The following is a 14,066-nucleotide window of genomic DNA, read 5'->3' as shown; positions in this document are numbered from 1 at the left end:
GGACCCTCTCTTCGTGGGATTTGGCGGCAGTTGGCTGATCACTACCAGCCCCTGGCGCGCCACTCTTCCAGGTGCGGGCGTTCGGCACCCAAGGTGGTTGGCTTGCCATGGCCGGGATGGACGACGGCGCTGTCCGGGTAGGCGCCGAACAGCCGCTCCGTGACATCGGTCAGGAGCTGGTTGAACCGTGCAGGATCCTTATCCGTGTTGCCCACCCCGCCGGGGAACAGCGAGTCGCTCGAAAAGATGTGCGCCGGCCCTTCCGGGTCCTGGTACACAAAGGCAATGGAACCGGGCGTGTGGCCGCGCAGGTGAACTGCGGTCACATCAAAACCATCGAAGTTGCCGACGTCGCCATGGCTGAGCCGGACGTCCACGGCGACCGGCAACGCATCGGCGTCATCCGCGCCGGCAGCTGTCCGCGCCCCCGTTGCCGCCACCAGTTCCTCCAGCGCCCGCACGTGGTCCCAGTGCTGGTGCGTGGTGGCAATCAGGGCAAGCCGGGGGGCCGCCGACGTGTCCGCGGCCCCGTCCGCCAGCAACTGCTGGATGGCGGGCAGATCGTCAGCGGCGTCGATCAGCAGCTGCGCTCCGCTCTCCTTGGCGGTCAGCAGGTACACGTTGTTGTCCATCGCGCTGACGGAGATGCTGCGGATGGTGAGGGCAGGCAGGTCGTAGAGAAGTGAGTCCACGGGCCTAGTCCTGGGAAGGCTGCAGGTCGAGCGGCATGGTTGCGGAGTAGACCTGCTTTGACGGTGTCCCGGCGAGGACTTCACCCAGCCTGTGCTTTCCCTCCGGCGTCTTCCGCCATGCCGCGTAGTCGTCGTGGTCCTGGGTGGTGGCCCAGGTTTCCACTACCAGGATGTGGCAGGGATCAGCGTCGTCCACCAGGGCTTCGATGCCCAGGTTGCCGGGCCAGGCGCGGGTGGCGGCGAGGGTTTCAGACAGGTATCCGGCGGCGTCGTCCCGGCGGGCCGGGTCAATCTGGACTTCGAAGTGCACGATGGCAGGCATGGGGCTCCTTAGGGTTGGGTCGGTTGGTGGTGGAACGAGATGCTATTCGCGGCCCTCGGACACCCATTTAGGGTCCGCGGAACGGGAGCCGACGACCGCGTCCGAGGCCGCCTCCAGTGCTTCCAGGTGCGCCGGGGTGAGGTCCAGGGACAATGCGCCGAGGTTTTCGTCGATGCGGGCGGCCTTGCGGGTGCCGGGGATGGGGACCACAGGCAGGCCCAGCCGCTTGCCCTGCGCCAGCAGCCAGGCGAGGGCAACCTGCGCGGGTGTGGCCTGCAGCTGGTCCGCCACGGACCGGACCGCGTCCACCACGGCCTGGTTGGCGCTTGCGGCATCGGGGGCGAAGCGGGGGATGTTCCGCCTGAAGTCCTTGTCACCCAGGCTGGAGGTGTCAACGGTTCCGGTGAGGAAACCGCGGCCCAGCGGGGAGTAGGGAACGAAGCCCACGCCCAGGGCGGCGGCTGCGGGAACCACGTTGCGTTCCACGTCCCGGCTCCAGATGGACCATTCGCTTTGGACCGCAGCGATTGGGTGGACCGCCGAGGCGTCCTGCAGTTCCTGTGCCGTCACCTCGGACAGGCCCAGGTGCTTGACCTTTCCCTGCTTCACCAGCTCGGCCATGGCGCCCACGGTTTCCTCAATGGGAACGCGCACGTCCCGGCGGTGCATGTAGTAGAGGTCGATCACGTCCGTGCCCAGCCGCTGCAGGCTCCGCTCCACGGCCTGGCGCACGTACGCAGCATCACCGCGGATGTCCGTGTAGCCGTCCGTGGGCGTGCCCACCAGCGCGAACTTGGTGGCGAGCTGGACCTCGTCCCGCCGGTCCTTGAGCAGCTGGGAAATGAGCTCCTCGTTGCTGCCCCCGCCGTAGATGTCCGCGGTGTCAATGAAGCTGACACCGGCGTCGACGGCGTGGTGCAGCGTCTGCAGCGCCTCGGCTGGGTCCACCTCGCCGTACACGGGTGTGAGTGCCATGCCGCCGAAGCCCAGGGGGCTGACGGCCAGGCCGTCGCCGAGCTGGACAGTACTGCCGGAATGGGTGGGGGCGTTAGCCATGGGTGCTCCTGTTCGTTTCCTGAAAATGAAGTTACAGCCAGGGTATGACGCGGTCCGCGGCCGGGCGGGTGGCCTGGATGAGCCGGGCATTGGCCTCGTCGGGTCCAGTGGCCCACGCAAGCGCGGCCTCCCGGTCCATCCCGAACGACACATGGCGGTCCACCAGCCTCTGCAGCCGCAGCTCGTGCGGGGTTTCGAGGAACCATACCTCGTCCAGCTGCGCCCGCACCCCCTTCCACGGCTCCTGGTCCGCCAGCAGGTAGTTCCCCTCGGTGATCACCAGCGGGACGTCGGCGGGAACGGCGATGGACGCGGCCACCGGTTCATCCAGGGTGCGGCGAAACTCCGGCGCGTACACCACTGCCTCGTCCCGGCACGCCAGGCGCCGCAGCAGCGAAAGGTACCCGCCGCCGTCGAACGTGTCGATGGCGCCCTTCCGCGCCCGCAACGGCGTGCCCTCGATGATCGCGTTGCCCAGGTGGAAGCCGTCCATGGGCACCACAACCGAGGTTCCCAGGCTGAACTGCTCCTGGAGCCAGGTCGCGAACGTGGACTTTCCGGACCCCGGCGCCCCGGCGATGCCCAGGATGGTCCGCGAGCCAGGCACCATCCTGCGCCGCAGCGCATCGACGGCCTGGGCGATCTCGGGGGAGTCCATGGCAAAAGCCTAGTCACTGCTGCGCGCAGCCGGCGCGTTTTTCCCGGCCGGCAGCGCTTTCAGGCCGGCGGCACAAGCCACGATGCCGGCGATGAACAGCAGTTTCACCACGCTGAAGGGTTCCACGCCGGTGGCCATCGCCCAGCCGACGGTGAGCGCAGCGCCGATGCCCACCCAGATCGCGTAGGCCGTACCCAGCGGGATACTGCGGATGGCCATGCCCAGGCCCAGCATGCTCAGGGTTGCGGTGACGGCGAAGACGATGGTGGGCAGGGGGTTGCTGAAACCGTCGGACAGGCCAAGGGCCGTTGCCCAGACTGCTTCAAGGACCGCGGACGCCAGGAGCACCAGCCACGGAAGCATGCCCCTCAGCATCACGCCACCACCTTCAGGCCAACCACGCAGGCCGCGATGCCGGAGAGCAGCAGCAGGCGCGCCGCCGTCGGGCGTTCAACTTTGGTGGCCATCGCGTAGGCGGAGGTGAGGACCACGCCCACACCCACCCACACAGCGTAGGCGGTGCCGGTGGGAATGGACTGCATGGCGACGGCAAGGCCGCCGGTACTGGCCGCCACGGCCACGAGGAAAAGGGCGGCAGGGGCGAGGCGCCGGCGTCCGGAAACCTGGGAGGTCCGGTGCAGGGCCGCGGCCCAGACGGCTTCCAGCGCGCCGGAAAGAATGAGGATTACCCACGACATGACAGATTCCTTTGGCCAGTCTTGTCGCATGCCGGGTACTGAACCGTCGTCCGGAGGCTCGGGTGTGAAGCCTTGGATTTCAGCGTAGCAACGCACGACGGCGGCCAGCCACCGTTGGTGCCCAACCTCACCACCTGCGGGTGCTTAGTTTGTGGCTTCCTGTGCGTCGATGGAAACCACGGCCAGGAAGCCGCGGCCCAGGATCTCGGGGGAATCGGCGTCCGAGCCGGCCACGGCGTCATAGCGGCCCAGCTCCACCGGCTCGCCGCCGCCCTGGCTGACCTTCGCCTGCCCCTGCAGCAGCACACCGAACTGTCCCTCAAACACGGGGTGGGCGCGCTTCCTGGACAGCTCAATGATCGATGTGAAGCCCTTGTAGGCCCCGGCCCGGGTGATGACGTTCAGGTCCCTGATGTCCCCGGTGGGCAGCTTGGCTGCAGTTGCGGCCCCGCCGTCGAACCGGAAGGGACGGTACTTCTCCAGGGGCTGCTCCGCGCCATCGACGGAGAGCAGGAGCAGCTCCCCTTCGATAACCGTCAGGACGCGCTCCATTCCCGCAAAGGCCGAGAAGTCCCCTGCCTTGGCAATGTCAGCGATGCTCACCCGCCAGTCGAAGCCGCCGTCTTCGGAGCCCTGGCGTGCGATTTCCCTGGTTACCCCGCCGCCGTTGCGCCACGGTTCGGCCTTGAGCTCTGCGAAGCGGATGATCTGCATCAGCCCAGCCTAGTTTGCTCCTGCGGGCGGCATCGCAGTTGCGTCCCGTCCCTGCTAATCTCCTGCGGGGGGTCAACACGAAAACAGCCTGAAGGAGCCGGGAATGTTCGTCAAAGTGTGTGGTCTCAGCACGCCCGAATCGGTGCGCGAAGCAGTGGATGCCGGCGCAGACGCCGTGGGGTTCGTGCTCACCGCCAGCCCCCGGGTCGTCTCGCCGTCGCAGGCGGCTTCGCTGCTCGCAGGGGTCCCCAAAACCGTCTCTCCGATCGGGGTGTTCCGCGACGAACCCGTGGCCGACGCCATCGCCATCGCCCGGGCCGCAGGCCTGGAATGGATCCAGCTGCATGGCAGCCGGTCCCGTGCGGACGTGACAACCGTGCACGACGCCGGCATGAAGCTGGTCAGGGCCATCACCATGGGTGCCGCGCAGGATGAGTTCGAAGACTGGGGCGAGGACTTGCTCCTGATTGATGCAGCCGTGCCCGGATCCGGCGAGTCCTGGGACTACGCCTCCGTGGCGGCCCTGCCGGTGCTGCAGGGACGGACCTGGCTGCTGGCCGGTGGGCTTGAACCCGGGAATGTGGGCCAGGCATCGGCAGCCGCCCATGCCTGGGGCGTGGATGTTTCTTCCGGTGTGGAGGCATCCCGGGGCGTGAAGGACCTGGCCAAGGTCCGGGCTTTCGTGCACGCCGCCAAGGACGCCGCCACGGTCTAGATACTGTCCTGCCTCGCCACCGGCGGTTATCAGGGCAGGATCAGGGGAGTCCCCCACCCTTTTGTCAGAGGGGCGGGGGCACAATGGGTGCATGAAGACACTTCTGAACATCATCTGGCTGGTTTTCGGCGGCCTCTGGCTGGCCCTGGGCTATTTCCTGGCGGGCGTGGTCTGCTGCCTGCTGATCGTCACCATCCCGTGGGGCATTGCCTCGTTCCGGATCGCCGCCTACACCCTGTGGCCCTTTGGCCGGATGGTGGTGGACAAGCCCGGCGGCACCGGTGTCTTCTCGCTGCTGGGCAATGTGATCTGGCTGCTGGTAGCAGGGATCTGGATCGCCATTGGCCATGTGGTCACGGCGTTCGCCATGGCCATCACCATCGTCGGCATTCCGCTGGCCATCGCCAACCTGAAGCTCATCCCGGTGTCCCTGATGCCGCTGGGCAAGCAGATCGTGCCCACCAGCACGCCTTTCGTGAGCACCTATCCGGTCAGGACGTACCGCTAGCCGGTTCCGCCGGGCCGCAGGGCGCGGAGGACGCAGAACTCGTTGCCGTCCGGGTCGGCCATCACCACCCACGTCGCGGCCACGCCTTGGCCCACCGACACCTGCCGGGCACCCAGTTCCTCCAGCCTCGCCACTTCGGCGTCCTGGTCCTCCGGTCGGAGGTCCAGGTGGAGCCGGTTCTTAAGTTCTTTTTGCTCCGGGACCTTGAGGAAGAGCAGGTCGGGCAGCACGCCGTCTTCGGTGCTGCCTGCCGGCGGCTCCAGCACGATCTCGTCATCCTCTTCATGGGTCCGGCGCCATCCAAGCGCCTTTTCCCAGAAGGCTGCGGGAATGCTGGGATCGGTCGAATCAACAGCGATGGCTTGGATGCGCAGGCTCATCCGTGCAGTGTGGCACAGCTCCCGGCTAAATCGAAGCAGGTCCCCGAAACCGGCAGCTTCTCAAAGCTGCCGGAACGCCCCGTTCCGCAGGATGGCCACCGAATCGCTCTGGTCCAGTTCAGCCGCGATGTCCAGGTCCCCGGCGTACCCGGCCCCGGACAGCTCCCGGCCGCTGGAGCACTGCTGCAGCACCTCCCGCAAGCGCGGTTCGGCGGATTCGTAGACAGCCATGGCCGCCACCGCTTCCGGTGCATAGCCGTGCCGGCCGTCCCCGGCTTCATAGCCGCCCTTGCCCGTGGCCACCAGCCCGGCAATGAACGCGCCCGCTCCAATCTGGTCCTCCACGGCAGGGCGAAGGGTGCCGTCCGGCCAGCGCTCACCGGCGGCAACCACCGCCACCACCGCGTCGTCCGGAAGGTTGGCGGCCACCCACTCCGCTGTTGCTGCCGCGTTCCGCAGGCACACCGCGGCCACCAAAGGCACCGCCCCGGCCAGCGACTGGCACAGTTCCGATCCGTTGGGGGATGGCAGGACCACTCTTTCCAGCGCCGCCGCAGTCCGGAGGCTTTCCGGGGACAGGCTCAGCCCGCCGCCGTCGCGCGGCCCCGCCAGCTGCGCCTGATGGTGGGCCGCGAAATCCTCCGCGCTGGTGTCACGCCACCGGTAGGGGAAGACGTCGGCGCCCCGGTCCAGTGCCACGCTGACACAGGTGCCGAAGGACAGCACGTCCACCACCACCGCGATGTCCGCGCCGGGTGCCACCGTCAGCGCCCCGGCGAGCCCCCAGTCCAGCCGGACCGCGAACGGGAGCTGCCGGTGGGCAGCATTGGCGGAGAACGTGTGCCGGGGGCTGGAGCCGGGCGCGTTCATGCCAGCTCGCTTTCCAGGTTGCGGTGTGCCGCGTCCAGCCACAGGTCCCTTGCCCGCCGGTGGTGGAAGAGCGGGTCCAGTTCCAGCAGCTGGCGCACGACGGCGGCCCGGCCGGCTGCGAAGTCGGCGTCGCCGATATGCGCGTAGTCCTTCCGTACGGCGGCGACGTAGCGGGCGTACTCGTCCGGTTCGCCGCCCAGGATGGACAGGTCGGCGTCGCAGAGGAGGGCCCCGTCGCCGTCGCCTGGTTCCGGCCGGTGGTCGGATGTGAGCCGGACCAGCCGCGCCGTTTCCGCCACCTCTTCCTCCGGCAGCCCGGCCTCCTCAAGGCGTTTCTCGGCGAGCCGTGCGGATTCCTCCTCATCCTGGCCGGCGGCCCCGCGGTACACGGCGTCGTGGAACCAGGCGGCCAGCAGCACGGTCCGCGGCGCCTCGTCCGGTTCGGTGAGCAGGTCCAGCGCCTCCAGCACGGAGAGCAAATGCGTGCAGCCGTGGTAGTGGCGGTGCGGCTCGCTCCACCGGTCCAGCAGGTCCAGGAACAGCGCATCATGGCCCGGCATGATGGCCTCCCACCGGTTCAGCAGCGGGACCTTCAGCGCCTTGTTTCGCCGGCGGGCAGGGATCCGCAGGCCGCTGGCGATGAGCCTGCGGACCAGGACCCTGGCCTCCACGGACACCGCGCCAGCCGCCACCAACTCGTCGAAGCGGCGCTCCGGCACGTCGTAGTGGTCGCCGTCGAACGCCCGTTTCGGGATCCCGGCGGCGGCAGCGAAGGCATGAAGCTCGGCCAGGGACGAATCAGAGACCAGGTGTGAAAAGAGGGTTCCGTGTGCAGGCCACAGCGGCGGGTCAATGTAGATGGCCATGGAAGCGAGTCTAGTGCTGCAGTACTTCCGGAAGCCGGGGGCCCGCGGGACAGGTGCAGCTCCTTCTTTGCGCCCATAATCGGTTTCTGGTTCCGTATTTGCGGGCTAGAATCGCCGAATGGCCCTTATCCGCGTTTCCGAAGCTGCCCGGTTCCTCGGCGTGAGCGATGATACCGTCCGCCGCTGGACCGAGAACGGAACCCTCACCCCGGGCCGTGACAGTTCCGGCCGCCTCGCGGTCGACGGGCTGGAACTGGCGGCCCACGCGCAGAAGCTTGCCCAGCTCCCGGACGACCCCAAAGGCGGCAGCAGTTCCGCGCGGAACCGCTTCGTGGGCCTGGTGACCAACGTGATCACGGACAAGGTGATGGCCCAGGTGGAACTGCAGTGCGGACCCTTCCGGGTGGTGTCGTTGATGAGCAGCGAGGCGGTCCGCGAACTGGGTCTCGAACCGGGGGCCGTGGCCACCGCCGTCGTCAAGGCAACAACGGTCATTATCGAAGCCCCGAAGGGGAAGGCCACGGCATGAGCCTGCGGAACATGACCATCCGGATGGCCCGGTTCTCCACCGCGCTGCTTGCCCTGGGCATCCTCCTGCCGGCCGCACTTAGCGGATGTGCCGCGCAGGGCAGTGCCCCCGACTCCAGCACCGGCGGCACGCCAAGCGGCACCATCACCGTTTTCGCCGCCGCCTCCCTCAAAGCCACCTTCACCGAGCTCGCCCACACTTTCGAAGCGCAACACCCGGGAACAAAGGTGACCCTGAGCTTCGCGGGATCCTCCGACCTCGCCGGCCAGCTCAGCCAGGGCGCCCCCGCTGACGTCTTCGCTTCCGCGGACACGGCCAACATGAAGAAAGTGCAGGACGCAGGCCTCGCGGACGGGACGCCGAAAGAGTTCGCCACCAACACCCTGGCCATCGCCGTACCTCCCGGCAACCCGGCGGGAATCACATCGCTGCAGGACCTGGCCCGGCCGGGCATCAAACTGGTCACCTGCGCCCGGCAGGTTCCATGCGGGGCCGCCACGGCCAAGGTGGCGCAGGCGGCGGGGCTAGCCTTGAGCCCGGTCAGCGAGGAAAACGCCGTCACCGATGTCCTGGGCAAGGTCACTTCCGGCGAGGCCGACGCCGGGCTGGTGTACGGCACGGACATCAAAGCCGCCGGCTCCAGCGCGAAAGGCATCCCGTTTCCGGAAGCCGGGAGTGCGGTCAACACCTACCCGATTGCCGGCGTTGCCACTGGCCGCAACAAGGCCACCGCCCAGGCCTTCCTGGACCTGGTCACCGGGCCGGAAGGCCAAAAGGTCCTGGCCGCCGCAGGATTCGGCCCGCCCGCCCAGGGCGCGGGCAGCAAGTGAGCCGGCAGGGGGAGGTGGCCCGGCAGCAAGGACGGCCTGAGGCGCGCCCGCGCACCCACCCAGCCGGGTACTCCGGCATCCCGGCCTGGGTGCGGGCGCTGGCAGCCGTGGCCGCCGTCGTCGTCGTGCTTCCGCTGCTGGCCATGGTGCTGCGCGTGGACTGGGCCAACTTCATTCCGCTGGTGACGTCCGGGCCGTCGCTGACGGCGCTGGGGCTGAGCCTGCGGACCTCTGCCGCCAGCACCGTGCTGTGCATCGTGCTGGGTGTGCCGCTGGCCCTGGTCCTGGCCCGGGATACCTTCCGCCTGCAGGGCCTGTTGCGCTCGCTGGTGCTCCTGCCGCTGGTGCTTCCCCCGGTGGTGGGCGGCATCGCCCTGCTCTATACCTTCGGCCGGCAGGGGCTGCTGGGACGGACCCTGGACGTGTTCGGTCTGCAGATTGCCTTCTCCACCACGGCGGTGGTCCTGGCGCAGACGTTCGTGGCGCTGCCCTTCCTGGTGGTGAGCCTGGAAGGCGCCTTACGGACCTCCGGATCCCGGTATGAGGCGGTGGCCGCGACCCTGGGCGCCAGGCCCGGCACCGTCTTCCGGCGCGTCACGCTGCCCCTCGTCCTGCCCGGCCTGGCGTCCGGTGCCGTCCTCTCCTTCGCGCGGAGCCTGGGCGAGTTCGGTGCCACGCTGACCTTCGCCGGCAGCCTGCAGGGGGTGACCCGCACCCTGCCGCTGGAGATCTACCTGCAGCGCGAAACGGACCCGGACGCCGCCGTCGCCCTGTCCCTGGTCCTGGTCGCCGTGGCCGTGGCGGTGGTTGCCCTCGCTTACCGCCGCCCGGCAGCAGGCCGCGCCGGGCCAGGGCAACGGACGACGGCGGCAGCCCCGGCAGGAGGGAACGCCCAGTGACGCTGTCCTTCCAGGCAGCCGTGGCCGGGCGGGGTTTCGACGTGGCCCTGACCGTCCGGCCGGGCGAAACCGTGGCCGTCATGGGGCCCAACGGCGCCGGCAAATCAACGCTGCTGGCCGGCATCGCCGGCCTGCTGCGGCCGGACAGTGGCAGGGCCGAACTCAACGGCAGGACCCTCTTCGACCTCGACGGATCCCGGCACACGTGGTCACCGCCGCACAACCGGGGCACGGCCCTGCTCGCCCAGGAACCCCTGCTCTTTCCCCACCTGAGCGTCCTGGACAATGTCGCCTTTGGTCCCCGGAGTGCCGGTGTGTCAAGGAGTGAAGCCAAGGAGCGGGCACTGCGCCTGCTGGTTGACGTTGAAGCGGACCATCTTGCCGCACGTCGTCCTGCCGAGCTCTCGGGCGGGCAGGCCCAGCGCGTCGCCGTGGCCCGGGCGCTCGCGGCCGACCCCGCCCTCCTCCTGCTCGACGAGCCGCTGGCCGCCCTGGACATCCACTCCGCGCCGCTGCTGCGCCGCCTGTTCAAGCGTGTCCTGGCCGGGCGGCAAGCCATCATCGTCACCCACGACGTGCTGGATGCGTTGATGCTCGCGGACCGCGTGGTGATCCTGGAGGGCGGCAGGATCGCGGAAGAAGGTCCAACCCGGACCGTGCTGGAGCGCCCGCGGAGTTCTTTCGCTGCCGGACTTGCCGGGCTGAACTTCGTTCCCGGCACCCTGGACGGAACCGGGGTCCGGACCGATGGCGGCCTCAGGATCGCCGGGCACGACGACGAACCCGGCCAACTGCCCACGCCGGGCGGTTTCGGCGTCGCGGTGTTTCCGCCGTCGGCCGTTTCCGTGTTCCTGACGGACGCCCATGGAAGCCCGCGGAACTCGTTTGCCGTCACCATCACCGACCTTGAGCCGCACGGCGACCAGGTCCGCGTCCGTGCCGGAAGCCTGGCCGCGGACATCACGCCGGCCGCCTCCGCCGACCTGGCCCTGGTTCCCGGCATGACGGTGCACTTCGTGGTGAAGGCTGCGGCCGTATCGGTGTACGGGACCTAGGGGGCGGAACGTAGGGCCGCAGCGGACTTCCGCAGGACGGTATGCTGTGCAGCATTGCGCGATCTTGGGGGAGATAAATGGAAAACGGAGCGCCCGTCCTATTGGTGGACGATCTTGAAGCATGGAAAAAAGTTGAAAAGCAGGTTGTAAGAAGCTGCAAGGGCATGGGCGCTATGACCACCCTGTTTTCCATCCTCTTCCTTGCCAGCGGGGCGTACTGGGCAGGGGTGGTCTTTCCGCTTCTGCGCGGCGATATCGCCTTCGGCCATCCCAGCTATTACTCCTACCGCACCGAGAGCGACCTGGCCCTGCTGTTCGTGGTGGCCAGCCTCGTCCTCTACTACGGGACCGGCATCTATTTCCGGCACCGCATCCGCAAGGGTTACGTGGCCCTTGGGATGACGCCCGAAGGAACCTTTTCAAACGTTCGCCAAGCCGAACCTGCCGCCGCCGCGGAGCAGTAGCGCCGAATCCCGCGCCGTCCGGCGGGAAGGGACCTCCTGCTCTGGACAGCCGTTTCGCCGTGGGCAAACATGGCTACTGGACCTCGCCGTCCAAAGTTGAGCGTAGTAGACTCAACTTAGTCAACAAGCCCCCGAAAGGAGCTCTCTTTGGACGTCAAATTCACCACCAAGAGCCAGGAGGCTCTTTCCGCCGCGGCAATGAACGCCTCGACGGCCGGCAACCCGCAGGTGGAACCGGCCCACCTCCTCAAGGCGCTGATGGACCAGCGGGAGGGCGTGGCCGTCGCCCTGCTCCGCGCCACCGGCGCCGACCCCGATGCCGTCAGCGTCCAGGCCAGCAGCGCGATCAAGGCCCTGCCCGCCACGTCCGGAGGCTCCAGCCAGCAGGCACAGCTGTCCCGGCCCGCCCTGCAGGCCATCCAGCAGGCCAAGGAGGAAGCTGACCGGCTGGGCGACAGCTTTGTGTCCACCGAAGTGCTCCTGGTAGGCCTGTCCGCCGGCAATGATGCCGCTGCCCGCCTGCTGCGCGACGCCGGCGCTTCCCGCGAAGCCCTGCTCGCCGCGCTGCCCGGTATCCGCAATGACCGCAAGGTGGACAGCCCGGACCCGGAGAACACCTTCCAGGCGCTTGAGAAGTACGGCACGGACCTCACTGCCATGGCCCGGGCAGGCAAGCTGGACCCCGTGATCGGCCGCGACTCGGAGATCCGGCGCGTGGTCCAGGTCCTGTCCCGGCGCACCAAGAACAACCCGGTGCTCATCGGTGAGCCCGGCGTGGGCAAGACCGCCGTGGTGGAAGGTCTGGCGCAGCGGATGGTGGCCGGGGACGTCCCGGAAAGCCTGCGCGGCAAGACCCTGATCTCCCTGGATTTGGGCTCCATGGTTGCCGGTGCCAAGTACCGCGGAGAGTTTGAAGAACGGCTGAAGGCGGTCCTGGAGGAAATCAAGGGCTCCGATGGCCAGATCGTCACCTTCATTGACGAGATCCATACCGTGGTGGGGGCAGGGGCCACCGGCGACTCCTCCATGGACGCCGGCAATATGCTCAAGCCAATGCTGGCCCGCGGCGAGCTGCGGCTTATCGGGGCCACCACCCTTGACGAGTACCGCGAGAACATCGAGAAGGACGCCGCCCTGGAACGCCGCTTCCAGCAGGTGTATGTGGGCGAGCCCAGCGTGGAGGACACCATTGGCATCCTCCGCGGCCTGAAGGAACGCTACGAGGCGCACCACAAGGTGTCCATCGCCGACTCTGCCCTGGTGGCGGCGGCCACGCTGTCCAACCGCTACATCTCCGGCCGCCAGTTGCCGGACAAGGCCATCGACCTGGTGGATGAGGCAGCGTCCCGCCTCCGCATGGAAATCGACTCCGCCCCGGAGGAGATCGACCAGCTGCGCCGCCAGGTGGACCGCCTGACCATGGAGGAGCTGGCCTTGAGCGGGGAGTCGGATCCGGCGTCCATCGAGCGGCTGGCGGCCCTGCGTGCGGACAAAGCAGATAAGGAAGAGGAACTGTCCGCGCTGAATGCCCGGTGGGAAGCCGAGAAGGCCGGCCTCAACCGGGTGGGTGACCTGAAGGCGAAGCTGGATGAGCTGCGCTCCGCCGCCGACAAGGCCCAGCGCGAAGGTGACCTGGAGACGGCGTCGCGGATCCTCTATGGGGAGATCCCGGCCCTGGAGCGCGAGCTGAATGCCGCCGCCGAAGCCGAGGCTGCCGTGACGGACAAGCCGGCTCAGATGGTGGCGGAGGAAGTGACCGCGGAAGACATCGCCGAGGTCATCTCGGCGTGGACTGGCATCCCCGCCGGCCGCATGCTGCAGGGCGAAAGCCAGAAGCTGCTGCACATGGAGGAGGAACTGGGCCGGCGCCTGATCGGCCAGGCCAAGGCCGTGCAGGCAGTGTCCGACTCCGTCCGCCGCGCGCGGGCGGGCATCAGCGACCCCAACCGCCCCACCGGCTCGTTCCTGTTCCTGGGCCCCACCGGCGTGGGCAAGACGGAGCTGGCCAAGGCCCTGGCTGACTTCCTGTTCGACGACGAGCGCGCCATGGTGCGCATCGACATGTCCGAGTACAGCGAGAAGCACAGCGTTGCCCGCCTGGTCGGAGCGCCTCCGGGATACGTGGGCTACGAGGAAGGCGGCCAGCTCACCGAGGCCGTCCGCCGCCGCCCGTACTCCGTGGTGCTGCTGGACGAGGTGGAGAAGGCGCACCCCGAGGTGTTCGACATCCTCCTGCAGGTGCTCGACGACGGCCGCCTCACCGACGGGCAGGGCCGTACCGTGGACTTCCGCAACGTGATCCTGGTACTGACCTCCAACCTGGGCAGCCAGTTCCTGGTGGACCAATCGCTGAACGCCGAGGCCAAGCGCAACGCCGTGATGGCTACCGTGAACGCGTCCTTCAAGCCGGAGTTCCTGAACCGGCTCGACGAGGTGGTGCTCTTCGACGCCCTTACCGTGGAGGAACTGGCGCACATCGTGGAACTGCACGTGGCGGAACTGGGGCGGCGGCTGCACGAACGGCGGCTCACCCTCGACGTTACTGATGGCGCCAAGGCATGGCTGGCGCTGTCCGGCTACGACCCCGCCTACGGCGCCCGGCCGCTGCGCCGCCTGGTGCAGCGCGAGATCGGCGACCGGCTGGCCAAGGCCATCCTCGCCGGCGAGATCAGCGACGGCGACACCGTCCTGGTGGATACCGCGCCAGACTTCGGCGAACTCACCGAATCCAGCGTCGATACGCTGACCGGTGCCCGGAGCTCAGGGCTGTCGGTGCGTCGGAAGGACTAGCCGCGGGTGAAGGTGGAGGT

18 protein-coding genes and 1 riboswitch are annotated in these 14,066 nt (G+C 68.3%); of the genes, 8 read left to right on the top strand and 10 right to left on the bottom strand.

Annotation, left to right across the window (positions count from 1 at the left end; genetic code table 11):
- Positions 1–41 precede the first annotated feature (41 nt).
- From JCQ34_RS17415 to JCQ34_RS17385, 7 genes are all read right to left on the bottom strand, one after another.
- Positions 42–692, bottom strand: coding sequence for an MBL fold metallo-hydrolase (locus tag JCQ34_RS17415; protein WP_286399744.1), 651 nt, complete (start codon positions 690–692; stop codon positions 42–44).
- 4 nt (positions 693–696) lie between these two features.
- Positions 697–1,014 carry a putative quinol monooxygenase gene (locus JCQ34_RS17410; RefSeq protein WP_286399741.1) on the bottom strand — a complete coding sequence of 106 codons (318 nt, stop codon included), beginning with the start codon at positions 1,012–1,014 and terminating at the stop codon, positions 697–699.
- A gap of 42 nt (positions 1,015–1,056) precedes the next feature.
- Entirely contained in the window at positions 1,057–2,070 is a 1,014-nt protein-coding gene (locus JCQ34_RS17405) for an aldo/keto reductase (protein WP_286399738.1), read from the bottom strand.
- A 31-nt stretch (positions 2,071–2,101) separates the two neighbouring features.
- The gene (locus tag JCQ34_RS17400) at positions 2,102–2,728 is read right to left on the bottom strand and encodes a nucleoside/nucleotide kinase family protein (RefSeq protein ID WP_286399735.1); all 627 of its coding nucleotides are present in this window, start codon (positions 2,726–2,728) and stop codon (positions 2,102–2,104) included.
- Positions 2,729–2,737: 9 nt separating this feature from the next.
- Positions 2,738–3,103 carry a DMT family transporter gene (locus JCQ34_RS17395; RefSeq protein WP_286404629.1) on the bottom strand — a complete coding sequence of 122 codons (366 nt, stop codon included), beginning with the start codon at positions 3,101–3,103 and terminating at the stop codon, positions 2,738–2,740.
- Positions 3,103–3,426 carry a DMT family transporter gene (locus tag JCQ34_RS17390; protein WP_286399732.1) on the bottom strand — a complete coding sequence of 108 codons (324 nt, stop codon included), beginning with the start codon at positions 3,424–3,426 and terminating at the stop codon, positions 3,103–3,105. Before JCQ34_RS17390 ends, JCQ34_RS17395 begins: the two co-directional genes overlap by 1 nt.
- A gap of 10 nt (positions 3,427–3,436) precedes the next feature.
- Positions 3,437–3,502, bottom strand: a riboswitch (guanidine-III (ykkC-III) riboswitch).
- Between the two features lie 68 nt (positions 3,503–3,570).
- Complete coding sequence (locus JCQ34_RS17385; RefSeq protein WP_286399729.1) at positions 3,571–4,140, bottom strand: HutD/Ves family protein; 570 nt, start codon at positions 4,138–4,140, stop codon at positions 3,571–3,573.
- A 103-nt stretch (positions 4,141–4,243) separates the two neighbouring features.
- On the opposite strand from JCQ34_RS17385, the gene JCQ34_RS17380 reads away from it, so the two are divergent.
- Both JCQ34_RS17380 and JCQ34_RS17375 read left to right on the top strand, forming a co-directional pair.
- Positions 4,244–4,855 (top strand): phosphoribosylanthranilate isomerase, encoded by a 612-nt coding sequence (locus JCQ34_RS17380; RefSeq protein WP_286399726.1) that lies wholly within the window; start codon positions 4,244–4,246, stop codon positions 4,853–4,855.
- Between the two features lie 91 nt (positions 4,856–4,946).
- Positions 4,947–5,363, top strand: a complete 417-nt coding sequence (locus tag JCQ34_RS17375) for a YccF domain-containing protein (RefSeq protein ID WP_236799854.1) — start codon at positions 4,947–4,949, stop codon at positions 5,361–5,363.
- On the opposite strand, the gene JCQ34_RS17370 is transcribed toward JCQ34_RS17375, so the two are convergent.
- The 3 genes from JCQ34_RS17370 to JCQ34_RS17360 are packed head-to-tail and all read right to left on the bottom strand — an operon-like array spanning position 5,360 to position 7,479.
- On the bottom strand, positions 5,360–5,743 hold the full coding sequence (locus tag JCQ34_RS17370) for a VOC family protein (RefSeq protein WP_286399720.1): 384 nt from the start codon (positions 5,741–5,743) through the stop codon (positions 5,360–5,362). The genes JCQ34_RS17375 and JCQ34_RS17370 overlap by 4 nt on opposite strands.
- Before the next feature lie 60 nt (positions 5,744–5,803).
- Positions 5,804–6,613: a 2-phosphosulfolactate phosphatase gene (locus JCQ34_RS17365; protein WP_286399717.1), complete on the bottom strand. Its 810-nt coding sequence runs from the start codon at positions 6,611–6,613 to the stop codon at positions 5,804–5,806.
- A complete protein-coding gene (locus tag JCQ34_RS17360) occupies positions 6,610–7,479 on the bottom strand; it encodes a DUF4031 domain-containing protein (protein ID WP_286399715.1) in 870 nt (289 codons plus the stop codon). Before JCQ34_RS17360 ends, JCQ34_RS17365 begins: the two co-directional genes overlap by 4 nt.
- 118 nt (positions 7,480–7,597) lie before the next feature.
- Between JCQ34_RS17360 and JCQ34_RS17355 the strand changes: the two genes are divergently transcribed.
- From JCQ34_RS17355 to clpB, 6 genes are all read left to right on the top strand, one after another.
- Complete coding sequence (locus JCQ34_RS17355) at positions 7,598–8,008, top strand: TOBE domain-containing protein (protein WP_286399713.1); 411 nt, start codon at positions 7,598–7,600, stop codon at positions 8,006–8,008.
- Positions 8,005–8,838, top strand: coding sequence for a molybdate ABC transporter substrate-binding protein (gene modA / locus JCQ34_RS17350; protein WP_376977744.1), 834 nt, complete (start codon positions 8,005–8,007; stop codon positions 8,836–8,838). Before JCQ34_RS17355 ends, modA begins: the two co-directional genes overlap by 4 nt.
- On the top strand, positions 8,835–9,737 hold the full coding sequence (locus JCQ34_RS17345) for an ABC transporter permease (RefSeq protein ID WP_286399711.1): 903 nt from the start codon (positions 8,835–8,837) through the stop codon (positions 9,735–9,737). Before modA ends, JCQ34_RS17345 begins: the two co-directional genes overlap by 4 nt.
- Positions 9,734–10,792, top strand: coding sequence for a sulfate/molybdate ABC transporter ATP-binding protein (locus JCQ34_RS17340; RefSeq protein WP_286399709.1), 1,059 nt, complete (start codon positions 9,734–9,736; stop codon positions 10,790–10,792). The genes JCQ34_RS17345 and JCQ34_RS17340 overlap by 4 nt, the downstream gene beginning before the upstream one ends.
- A gap of 173 nt (positions 10,793–10,965) precedes the next feature.
- Positions 10,966–11,256 (top strand): hypothetical protein, encoded by a 291-nt coding sequence (locus tag JCQ34_RS17335; RefSeq protein ID WP_286399708.1) that lies wholly within the window; start codon positions 10,966–10,968, stop codon positions 11,254–11,256.
- A gap of 147 nt (positions 11,257–11,403) precedes the next feature.
- The gene (gene clpB, locus JCQ34_RS17330; protein ID WP_286399706.1) at positions 11,404–14,046 is read left to right on the top strand and encodes an ATP-dependent chaperone ClpB; all 2,643 of its coding nucleotides are present in this window, start codon (positions 11,404–11,406) and stop codon (positions 14,044–14,046) included.
- Positions 14,047–14,066 lie beyond the last annotated feature (20 nt).

Source organism: Pseudarthrobacter defluvii (assembly GCF_030323865.1).
In the GTDB taxonomy this organism is placed as follows: domain Bacteria; phylum Actinomycetota; class Actinomycetes; order Actinomycetales; family Micrococcaceae; genus Arthrobacter; species Arthrobacter sedimenti.
This window is presented reverse-complemented; position numbering and strand designations above follow the sequence as displayed.

Excerpts from the sequence above, each read along its gene's own strand:
- JCQ34_RS17410 (WP_286399741.1), bottom strand. The coding sequence starts at position 1,014 with ATGCCTGCCATCGTGCACTTCGAAGTCCAGATTGACCCGGCCCGCCGG.
- JCQ34_RS17405 (WP_286399738.1), bottom strand. The coding sequence starts at position 2,070 with ATGGCTAACGCCCCCACCCATTCCGGCAGTACTGTCCAGCTCGGCGAC.
- JCQ34_RS17400 (WP_286399735.1), bottom strand. The coding sequence starts at position 2,728 with ATGGACTCCCCCGAGATCGCCCAGGCCGTCGATGCGCTGCGGCGCAGG.
- JCQ34_RS17395 (WP_286404629.1), bottom strand. The coding sequence starts at position 3,103 with ATGCTGAGGGGCATGCTTCCGTGGCTGGTGCTCCTGGCGTCCGCGGTC.
- JCQ34_RS17390 (WP_286399732.1), bottom strand. The coding sequence starts at position 3,426 with ATGTCGTGGGTAATCCTCATTCTTTCCGGCGCGCTGGAAGCCGTCTGG.
- JCQ34_RS17385 (WP_286399729.1), bottom strand. The coding sequence starts at position 4,140 with ATGCAGATCATCCGCTTCGCAGAGCTCAAGGCCGAACCGTGGCGCAAC.
- JCQ34_RS17380 (WP_286399726.1), top strand. The coding sequence starts at position 4,244 with ATGTTCGTCAAAGTGTGTGGTCTCAGCACGCCCGAATCGGTGCGCGAA.
- JCQ34_RS17375 (WP_236799854.1), top strand. The coding sequence starts at position 4,947 with ATGAAGACACTTCTGAACATCATCTGGCTGGTTTTCGGCGGCCTCTGG.
- JCQ34_RS17370 (WP_286399720.1), bottom strand. The coding sequence starts at position 5,743 with ATGAGCCTGCGCATCCAAGCCATCGCTGTTGATTCGACCGATCCCAGC.
- JCQ34_RS17365 (WP_286399717.1), bottom strand. The coding sequence starts at position 6,613 with ATGAACGCGCCCGGCTCCAGCCCCCGGCACACGTTCTCCGCCAATGCT.
- JCQ34_RS17360 (WP_286399715.1), bottom strand. The coding sequence starts at position 7,479 with ATGGCCATCTACATTGACCCGCCGCTGTGGCCTGCACACGGAACCCTC.
- JCQ34_RS17355 (WP_286399713.1), top strand. The coding sequence starts at position 7,598 with ATGGCCCTTATCCGCGTTTCCGAAGCTGCCCGGTTCCTCGGCGTGAGC.
- modA (WP_376977744.1), top strand. The coding sequence starts at position 8,005 with ATGAGCCTGCGGAACATGACCATCCGGATGGCCCGGTTCTCCACCGCG.
- JCQ34_RS17335 (WP_286399708.1), top strand. The coding sequence starts at position 10,966 with ATGACCACCCTGTTTTCCATCCTCTTCCTTGCCAGCGGGGCGTACTGG.